Annotated in this window: 10 protein-coding genes; 4 read left to right on the forward strand and 6 right to left on the reverse strand. The window is 47.7% G+C overall.

Features of this window, described 5'->3' with window-relative positions; all coding sequences use genetic code 11:
• Positions 1 to 113: 113 nt before the first annotated feature.
• Positions 114 to 941 (reverse strand): glutaminyl-peptide cyclotransferase, encoded by an 828-nt coding sequence (locus ACTHY5_RS08070; RefSeq protein ID WP_441878510.1) that lies wholly within the window; start codon positions 939 to 941, stop codon positions 114 to 116.
• Positions 942 to 1,188: 247 nt separating this feature from the next.
• Between ACTHY5_RS08070 and ACTHY5_RS08075 the strand changes: the two genes are divergently transcribed.
• On the forward strand, positions 1,189 to 1,581 hold the full coding sequence (locus ACTHY5_RS08075; protein WP_441878512.1) for a PA2779 family protein: 393 nt from the start codon (positions 1,189 to 1,191) through the stop codon (positions 1,579 to 1,581).
• A 32-nt stretch (positions 1,582 to 1,613) separates the two neighbouring features.
• Complete coding sequence (locus ACTHY5_RS08080) at positions 1,614 to 2,522, forward strand: PA2778 family cysteine peptidase (RefSeq protein WP_441878514.1); 909 nt, start codon at positions 1,614 to 1,616, stop codon at positions 2,520 to 2,522.
• 140 nt (positions 2,523 to 2,662) lie between these two features.
• On the opposite strand, the gene ACTHY5_RS08085 is transcribed toward ACTHY5_RS08080, so the two are convergent.
• Genes ACTHY5_RS08085 through ACTHY5_RS08105 form a run of 5 tightly spaced genes read right to left on the reverse strand, consistent with a single transcriptional unit; the run spans position 2,663 to position 7,867 of the window.
• Complete coding sequence (locus tag ACTHY5_RS08085; protein WP_441878516.1) at positions 2,663 to 4,393, reverse strand: chloride channel protein; 1,731 nt, start codon at positions 4,391 to 4,393, stop codon at positions 2,663 to 2,665.
• 2 nt (positions 4,394 to 4,395) lie between these two features.
• Positions 4,396 to 5,031 carry an ABC-type transport auxiliary lipoprotein family protein gene (locus ACTHY5_RS08090; RefSeq protein WP_441878518.1) on the reverse strand — a complete coding sequence of 212 codons (636 nt, stop codon included), beginning with the start codon at positions 5,029 to 5,031 and terminating at the stop codon, positions 4,396 to 4,398.
• Positions 5,028 to 5,966, reverse strand: coding sequence for an MlaD family protein (locus ACTHY5_RS08095; protein ID WP_441878520.1), 939 nt, complete (start codon positions 5,964 to 5,966; stop codon positions 5,028 to 5,030). Before ACTHY5_RS08095 ends, ACTHY5_RS08090 begins: the two co-directional genes overlap by 4 nt.
• A gap of 3 nt (positions 5,967 to 5,969) precedes the next feature.
• Complete coding sequence (locus ACTHY5_RS08100) at positions 5,970 to 6,764, reverse strand: ABC transporter ATP-binding protein (protein ID WP_441878522.1); 795 nt, start codon at positions 6,762 to 6,764, stop codon at positions 5,970 to 5,972.
• Complete coding sequence (locus tag ACTHY5_RS08105) at positions 6,758 to 7,867, reverse strand: MlaE family ABC transporter permease (protein WP_441878524.1); 1,110 nt, start codon at positions 7,865 to 7,867, stop codon at positions 6,758 to 6,760. Before ACTHY5_RS08105 ends, ACTHY5_RS08100 begins: the two co-directional genes overlap by 7 nt.
• A 130-nt stretch (positions 7,868 to 7,997) precedes the next feature.
• Here ACTHY5_RS08105 and ACTHY5_RS08110 point away from each other — a divergent pair, with 130 nt between their 5' ends.
• Together ACTHY5_RS08110 and ACTHY5_RS08115 are read left to right on the forward strand one after the other, a co-directional pair.
• Complete coding sequence (locus tag ACTHY5_RS08110; RefSeq protein WP_441878526.1) at positions 7,998 to 8,570, forward strand: PhnA domain-containing protein; 573 nt, start codon at positions 7,998 to 8,000, stop codon at positions 8,568 to 8,570.
• A gap of 138 nt (positions 8,571 to 8,708) precedes the next feature.
• Positions 8,709 to 8,986, forward strand: a 278-nt coding sequence (locus ACTHY5_RS08115; RefSeq protein WP_441878528.1) for an NGG1p interacting factor NIF3, incomplete at its 3' end; no start/stop codon positions are given.

The raw sequence follows: 8,986 nt of genomic DNA on the forward strand, positions 1-8,986 counted from the left end.
GCCCCTTTGTTCGGCTTTTACAGACAGTACAAACTGACTACTTATTTAATACGATTGGTATTAACACACTGTGCTTTGTCGTTTGTGTTGAGCTGGGTGCTTGGTGCTGAGCGCTATCTCTCCTGCAACTGCACTTTAAAGATCTTTGGCCAGCGTTTGCCTGTAAGATAAAACACCTGCTCTTGCTCATCATAAGTAATGCCATTTAATACCGACTCGGGATGACGGCGGCCGCTTTCTTTGACGAGGGCACTGGCGTCTATTTCTGCGTTTATGCGGCCAGTGGCTTTGTTAATGCGCACTAATCGAGAACTTTTCCACACATTGGCATAAATATCCTCCCCGACACAGGCTAACTCATTTAGTCGAGTCACAGGCTGGTTATTTAGCGTGACATTAAGCTGTGTGATTAAGCTAAAGTCGTCAGGATCGCGCTGATATAAAGTGCTACTACCGTCGCTCATCCATAAATATTTACCATCAAAGCACAAACCCCAGCCCTCACCAGGGTAATCAAACGTCTGCATTAGCGCTAAACTATCTAGGTCATACACAAAAGCCAGCCCTTGGCGCCAGGTAAGCTGAATAAGTTTATTACCCACCCGCGCCAGCCCTTCACCAAAGTAAGCGTCATCCAGATAATGATGCGCCAATACCTCTCCCGTCTGTGGCTCCACTTTACGTATACTGCTCGCACCATATAAGCCAGTGCTTTCATACAATACGCCCTGATACCACTGTAAGCCTTGGGTAAATGCGGCAGTATCGTGAGGTAAGCGCTCAATAACCTTAACGGTAAGCGGCTCAACGGGTGTTCTCTCACTCACAGCACTAGCAGCGGCAGATAAACAACAGAGTAAAAAAAAGAGCCATCGCTTAGTGTTAAATATCAGAATGATATTTCTCCTTATTAGTGACCGCCACCCTATATATATCGCCAAGGTGTCGATTGCTGTCGCAAATCAAAAACGGCTCAAATGGGGCTAAGCTATTGATGAGTAAGGACTCAAGCGTTAATGTAGTGTAACAGTGCCTTTTATATAACAGTAAAATGCTTGCACTGATGCTGATTTAGATAGAGATTTACCATTATAACAATAAGTAATTCACAGAAGAGAGTCACGCTGCACCATTTAGTACTATTATTGCAGCCATTATCCGTCTCATTTATTCAGGAAGGTCACCACTATGAAAAAATTATTTAAAATACTTAATCCATTGCTCATTTTATCGCTCATGATGGGCACCATGCCGATGGCCGTACAAGCACAACCCAGTCAACTGGTGTCTACCCAAAGTGCCTTAGATGCGGTACAAATTAATGCTGAACGTGAGCGCATCAATGATTTATTAGCCCGCACCGATGTACAAGAACAGCTGGTAAATTACGGTGTAGAAATGAGCGAAGTAGAAGCGCGTGTCGCTGCTATGTCCGATCAAGAAGTGCTGCAAATGGCTGATCAGCTAGATAATATGCCTGCAGGTGCCAACGCTGTAATTGGCGCTTTACTCACAGTCTTTATTGTACTGCTAATTACTGACCTATTAGGTCTCACCAACGTTTATCCGTTTACCCGCTAATGATAACCGCTCTATTTTTAACAAAGGCTCGCATGGCGGGCCTTTTTACATTATTGATGATAAGCATATTAAGTGGCTGCGCCAGTCAACCTACTCTTTCTCAAGATGCATCGACCGCGCTACCTCAACAGTCTTATATCACAGGCGTGCCGTTTTATAGTCAGCGCGACTTTCAATGCGGCCCCGCTGCTTTATCAATGGTGTTAGGTGCCAGCGGTCAATCTGTTTCTGTAGATGAACTGATCCCTCAAGTGTTTGTACCGGGTCGCGAGGGCAGTGTACAACCAGAAATGCTGGCCACAATACGCCGGCATCAACGTATTAGCTATCCGCTTAATAGCAGTTTTGATGCACTATTAACCGAGGTGAATGCAGGCCATCCGGTGGTGGTACTACAAAACTTAGGCTTATCTTTCTTACCAATGTGGCACTACGCAGTGGTAATTGGTTATAACAGAGAGCGCCAGCAACTGATTTTGCATAGCGGCGAGCAATCGAGGCAGGTGATGGAAATGAGCCGCTTTGATGCCACTTGGGCGCGCAGTGACCGTTGGGCTATGGTGGTGCTACCAGCAGACAAGTTGCCGCAGACCATACAACCTCAAGCAGCGATGAATAGTATCTCGGCGTTTGAAGCCGCAAACACGCCCGCTGATGCTCTGCCCGCTTGGCGAGCCCTAGTCAAGCGCTGGCCAGAGCAGGCATTGGCTTGGTTTGCCTTAGGTAATGCCGAGCACGCTAACGGCGATTCGCAGGCTGCCGAAAATGCCTTTATTCAGGCAACGCAGTTAGATAATGAGCTAGCAGCCGCTTGGCTAAACTTAGGGCTGACACAGCAAGGGCTGGGTGATCTAGAAGCCGCCCGGGCCAGCTTACAAAGCGCCGCTGCCCTACCCGGCAAGTGGCAAGCGCAAGCCAAGCAAGCATTAGCTGAGCTTTAATGAGTGTTGAATAAATAGACAATATAGCATTGGATTGTGTAGGGTCGATGTCAATCGACCATTAACCTGCGTATCAGTTTTGGTCCAATGAATTGGCCCCGACAAAAATACAACCAGGTTTTATTCAATATTGCACTATGTTAGTACATGGCTTCGTCTGAGGTGAGCATTTTAACTAATCGACGGCGAGTGACTAGCCCTAGGCCTTGTTGACCAATGGGAATTAAAAAGCCACGAGTGTCTTCTTTTTGAATAATTTTGAAGCCAGTCAGTAAAGAGGCATCTTCACTCAGCTCAAGTAACTGTAAGTTACTATTAAGCAGTGGGGTAAGTAACTCACGTAAGCGGGGCAGCTGTGTAGACTCATGTTGCTGGTATGCCTGCTCCAGCACACTCTTTTTTAATAAATAGCAGTGCTCGTTTTGACGAACAACTAACCACAGTGGTGACTGCTCAAGCAGCTCTGCAATGGCATCGCTTTCTGGGTGGCCTGCTTGACGCTCAGTGCTCAGATCCACCTCTATAAATTCAAAATGCGCCAACTCAGACAAATAACGCTGTGCTAATGCCGCACGTAAAGGATGGGTTTGTAACAAGCGGCCCTGCTGTTTAAGTAGGGTTAAAATTAATGAGGGCTGGCGAAAGCCATGCTGGCACACTAGGTTGGCGGTAAGCACCACCGTCATGGCCGGAAACATCGCCTCGGCACTCAATGATAACTCTAATACAGTGGCAATGGCCGCTAAGGGGGCGTGCAACATGGCTCCCATCATGGCAGCCATACCGAGCAAAGCATATAGCCCAGGTTCTGATCCCCCAGGCACCAAGGCACCTGCAATGCCTCCTGCGCACACACCCAACATTAACATGGGAGCAATTTGCCCACCCGGTACACCAAACCCAATGGCTGCCGCCGTGGCCACTAACTTAGCTCCCAGCACTAATAACAAGAGTAATACAGGTAACTGATCACCTAAAGTGGCATTAATTGTATCGTAACCAGAGCCTAATATTTGCGGAACAAACAACGCTAAACAGCCCGTAATAAGACCCACTAACAGCAAACGAGCGGCGCGGGATTTAACTGGAAATTTCAAAAATAATCGTACTAAGTAATGAAATAATACTGCGACTAACCCCACCCAAACGCCGGTCATTAATAAACTAGGAATATCACCATAATCAGCTAAAGATAAACGCGTTGGCGTTAATATAGAGTGCGAGCCTAGCAAAGAGCCCGTAAAAGCCGACGCCGTAATGGCTGAGGCAATAATGGGCGCAAAGCCTAATATGCTGTACTCCATTAACACCACCTCCATAGCAAATAACACCCCCGCCAAGGGTGTATTAAAAGCCGCAGAAATGGCTGCCGCCGTGCCACATCCAACCAACAACCGCAATTGACTGGGTGGGCGCTGAGTATATTGCCCCAATAAGCTGGCCACCCCAGCTCCCATTTGTACAGCAGGCCCTTCTCGCCCCACACTGTGCCCAGAGCCTAATGAAATAAGGGCGGCCACAAATTGAAACAGCGTATTAGCTATCGGCAATCGGCCACGCCCAAATTGCAGGCGCTCTAGTACATAGACTAAGCCTACGCTTTGTGCAGACTTAGGCGTAAAGCGATACAGTAAAATAAGCAAACAACTGCCTAAAATCGGCAAGCCAAAGCGCCAGCCCATCGATAGCGACTCAAAATCTTCTAAGGTTTCACCATTTAGCCTGCCTAATACCAAGTTGAGTAGTGCAATAAAGCTTGCCATCACTAAGCCCGCTACCACACCAATCACACAGCCCATAACCACTAACAGTAATAGGCTGTTTGATAGGCCAGTAAATAACTGGCGTAGCGTTCTTTTAGAATGGCTCATGGTTACTCTCGCTCATTGTCTGCGATGACGACTAAGAGCCACTTCAGCATGTCATCAGCCAATTGGGTATGGGCTTCACCAAAGGCCGAAACAACCGCCGGTAACGCCACAGCAAGGGGCTTTTGATGCACTATAAACTGCCGACTAGCTAAGAGAGTATGGCTTTGCTGTGCAATTAACTGCGCATCAAAATGAATAGCCACCGTCGGCATACCTTGTTGATATTCACTATAAAAAGCACGTAAAGCCCCTTTTAACTCAATATCTGCCGGCAAAGCATCATGATCACTAATAATATGCTCAAAACGACCGTGTTGCTGCCAGCGAGTAATTAACTGATCGCGAAACAAGACAGGCACAGCAGTGGCCCATCGAGCCCCTTGATACACACTCAACTGGTTAGGTTTTGGGCTTACCGTTATTCTCTCTCCTGCTAGCAAGCCATTGGCTTCGGGCCGATTTACCTGCAATGTAATACCAAGAGATGGGTCGGTATCTACATTAACGACGGAAGGAGGAGAGGGTAAGTGATACAGAGTAACGGGCTCAGGCTGAGGTAATACCGAGCAAGCCGCCAACATCATAGGTAACAACAGATACCCCAATAACCGACTATGTCTTAACGGGGTCATGCTCATGGTTGAAACTCCTGTATATTGTCTCCACCCAGCAAAAAATTTACCGGGTTTTGTTCTACCTGTCGAGAAAGTTCACCCAATCTAACTAAGGTGCTACGCAACTCCCGCATCAAAGGTTGTAATTCACCCATACCCTGTAAACCTGCACCTAATGCCTGTTGGTTATCGTTCAGCAAACGCTCTATTTGCGCACTGCTGCGACTCAGTGATGCCAAGGCGTTATCGGCATTATTCCATAGCCGCTCGCCGTCATGATTAATCTGCTGTTCTAAGTTACTGATTAAGCCATTTGCACTGTTCATGGCCAGCTTCATTTGTTGACTTGCCGCCACTAGGTCTTGTACTCCTTGGCGCAACTCCGTTTTTTGCTCACTGACTAAACGGGTAGTGGTTTCTAAATTGGCCAGCACGTGACTAAAATGCTCGCTGTTTTCTTTTGAAAATAATCGGTTCGCATTATCAACCAATAACGTAACCGACTGCATTAAGTCTTCACTGTTGAGCTTGAGTCGCGCAATAGGAGAAGGAATGGCAACCAGCTGAGGCACCTTGCCATCTTCACTACGCAGCAAAGCACTGGTGGGGGAGCCATCACTTAACTGAATGCTGGCGATGCCGGTAATAAGTGCGAGCGATAACCGTGCTTGGGTATCCACTTTAATGGGCGCTTGCTTAGTAAGACGTACCCGGGCCCACACTTGGCGAGGATCTTGTTTATCGAGCGATAATTGCGTAACTACCCCTACCCGAATTCCGCTGTATTCCACTTTGCTTCCCACACTTAACCCTGTGACAGCTTCACGAAAAACAATATCGTATAACTGTGAATCTTGTTGGTCGCTCGCTTTTACCAACCATAAGCTAAACAATAAAATGCCAGCCGCTACTGCTAGCGTAAATAAACCAATTAATACGTGATGGGCCCGGGTTTCCATTATTTACTCCTGAGCGAAAGCATCCGCCGACTGTTGTGCACTACGACCTCGAGGGCCACGAAAATAGTCGCGGATCCATGGATCATCGGTCAATGCGACCTTAGGCAAACTATCTACTACCAATACTCGCTGCTGTGATAATACCGCCACCCGATCACAACAGGCATACAAAGTATCAAGATCGTGAGTGACCAAAAAAACGGTTAATTTAAGCGCATCACGCAACGTTAATAACAAGCGATCAAAGGCCGCAGCGCCAATAGGATCGAGCCCAGCGGTCGGCTCATCTAAAAATAAAATATCGGGATCGAGAGCCAAAGCTCGTGCTAATGCTGCACGTTTGACCATGCCGCCAGAAAGTTCTGCGGGGTATTTATCCGCAGCCGTTCTCGCTAAACCAACTAAGCCAAGCTTTATCATGGCCAATGCCGCAGCTTCTTGGCGCGATAAGCCCACTTGCTCGATAAGTGCCAGCGCAATGTTTTCTTGTAGAGTAAGGGAAGAATACAAAGCGCCTTTTTGAAACAAGACGCCCATGCGCTGTTGTAATTGCTGCTGCTTTGCTTGAGCAAGATCCAGTATATTGTGCCCCAGTAACTGCACTGTACCGCCATTGGGTTGACGTAACCCAACAATGGATCGTAATAACACAGATTTACCGGTGCCCGATCCGCCCACCACGCCTAAGATCTCACCGCGATAAACACTTAAATCTAATTGATCGTGTACCACATGGCTGCCAAACCGACTCACTAGGTTTTGCACCTCAATGATCACCTGCTGGCTATGCGTTACCATCCCATCTCCATCAAAAATAGCGCCGCAATCGCGTCTAATAAGATCACGACAAAAATAGATTGCACCACACTCGAGGTGGTATGTTGGCCAACAGACTGCGCACTGCCACTCACTTTAAACCCTTCTAAACAGCCTATCAGCGCAATTAATAAGGCAAATATTGGTGCCTTACCTAAACCAACCCATAAATGTCGCAAAGGAATTTGCTGCACAATAGACATATATTGCGTTAATGAAATATCCAGTGACAATAACGATACCATGGCCCCGCCAGCTAAGCCGGACAACACGGCAATAAAGGCTAATAAGGGTAAGGTAATCACTAAGGCTAAGAGGCGCGGCAGTACCAATAAGGCAATAGGATCAAGCCCTTGAATGCGTAGTGCATCTAACTCTTCGTTCACCTTCATTGAGCCTAACTGTGCAGTAAACGCGCTGGCAGTGCGCCCCGCTAACAAGATGGCCGTGAGTAACACACCAAATTCACGTAAAAAGGAGTAAGCCACTAAGTCGACCGTGTACAGGGTGGCACCAAAGTTAACCAACACAGTCGCCCCTAAAAATGCCACCACCGCCCCCACTAAAAAAGTGAGCAAGGCAACAATAGGGACCGCATTTAGACCACATTGTTGCATTTGCGCGACTAAAGCGGTGATGCGCCAACGGCGCGGTATTAATACGGTGCGCATCAAAGTACTTAATGTCAGCCCCATAAACCCGAGTAAGAGCACAAACTGTTGCCAGCCACTCAGCACTTTCTCTCCTAGCTTGGCTAGGCTGTCGGTCCAGTGTGTAGTCACGGCAACCGCGGGGCCTTGTGCCTCAACAACCTCAGCGACGGCAAGCAGTAAGGCGCGGCGCTCAGCAGATAACCCTGTGGCACTGGGCAGTAATTGACACAATACATTGGCACCTAATAACTCAACCAGCAGTGCTGCCCCTGCTGTGTCCAGTGCCGTTAATTGGCTGGCTTCTAGCCGATCTACAGCGGCCTCAACCGCGTTAAAATTACGCTTTAGCTGGCTATAATGCGTTAATGTCCAGGCCCCTTGTAGACGTAGACACCCCATTTCTAATGTCAATGTTGGCCGCTCATATTCCATGTCTTGGCCCCTAGAAAACAATAACTCAAATGAAACACCTATTGTCCGGCATCCCTGCTATAACCACAACAACAAGGCGGTTTTATGCTAGAGTATGGCGATATTTTTTCTTAAAGTGAGAAGCTTAACCATGTCCATTGAACAGCAATTATTAACCCGTAGCGATCACCGCTGTGAGCTTTGTGCTGCCACCGAGCAACTTGCCGTACACGCAGTAGCGCCTCATCATGGCGAGCAGGCCGAGCATTGTGTTTTATTATGCCAAACCTGTCGCCAAGCGCTAGACTCGCCACAAGATCAACATCATTGGCGCTGCTTAAACGATAGCATGTGGAACATAGAGCCTGCAGTGCAAGTTTTGGCATGGCGCACGCTAAAAAAATTATCCAGTGAGGCTTGGGCACAAGACTTATTAGATATGATGTATTTAGAACCAGAAGTACAGGAATGGGCTGAAGCCGGTTTAGTAGATGCAGAAGAAGATGACAGTGAGGTGCTGTTAGATAGTAATGGCGTGCGCCTAGCAACCGGTGACTCTGTGACCATTATTAAAGACTTAGACGTAAAAGGCGCGGGCTTTACCGCTAAACGCGGCACAGTGGTTAAAGGGATTAACCTTAACGCCAGTTTACCCGGCCACATTATGGGCCGCGTTAATGGCATGCAAATTCAATTAGTGGCCGCCTTTTTGAAGAAGGTGTAAGTGTCAGAAAGCCGCTATACGCCGTATGCTGTAAGTGCAATAAAAACACTGTCTTAATGCTACTTACAGCGTATGACTGCCCGAAACAAGCACCGCCTAGATTGGTCTATTCCCTTCACATTTTTTGAGTGATCCGCTATGTATAAGTTAGTATTTTTTGTACCAGAGTCGCATATTGAACAGGTAAAGGCAGCGGTGTTTGCTAGCGGCGCAGGTAAGATTGGCGATTATGAGCAATGCTGCTTTGAAACCCGGGGCACCGGCCAGTTTAAACCCATGGCCGCCGCCAGCCCTTTTATCGGCCAAGCTGGTGAGCTTGAGCAGGTAGCAGAAGTACGCGTGGAGTTGGTGTGCCAAGATACGCTGATTCGCCCCGCCATAGCGGCTTTACGCGCCGCTCACCCTTATGAAGAGCC

Origin of the sequence: Oceanisphaera sp. (assembly GCF_052084945.1) — a bacterium.
In the GTDB taxonomy this organism is placed as follows: Bacteria; Pseudomonadota; Gammaproteobacteria; order Enterobacterales; family Aeromonadaceae; genus Oceanimonas.